At 69.5% G+C, this 223-nt stretch carries 1 protein-coding gene; it reads right to left on the bottom strand.

The genetic code is table 11. From position 1 onward, the window contains the following. Nucleotides 1-223 (bottom strand): hypothetical protein (locus E4K09_RS29550; RefSeq protein WP_166802535.1); only part of this gene is annotated, 223 nt, incomplete at both ends.

Here is a 223-nt window from a genome sequence, read left to right as displayed (position 1 = left end):
CGATAGAGGGGAACGGCATCCGCGGGCCGGCCCGAATAGGAGACCTGGTCCGCATATTCGAGCAGGAGCTCGCCCCGGCGCTCCGGCGCCGAGGCAATGGCCTGTTCGAACCGGCGGGCCGCCTCGCGATTGTCGTTCGTCGAGGCCGCCTGACGGGCCTGTTCGATCACCTCCTGGGGAGATTGCGCCACAGCGGAGGATAGGGCGAGGCCCGACCCCCCAA

Origin of the sequence: Microvirga pakistanensis (assembly GCF_004458765.1) — a bacterium.
In the GTDB taxonomy this organism is placed as follows: domain Bacteria; phylum Pseudomonadota; class Alphaproteobacteria; order Rhizobiales; family Beijerinckiaceae; genus Microvirga; species Microvirga pakistanensis.
This window is presented reverse-complemented; position numbering and strand designations above follow the sequence as displayed.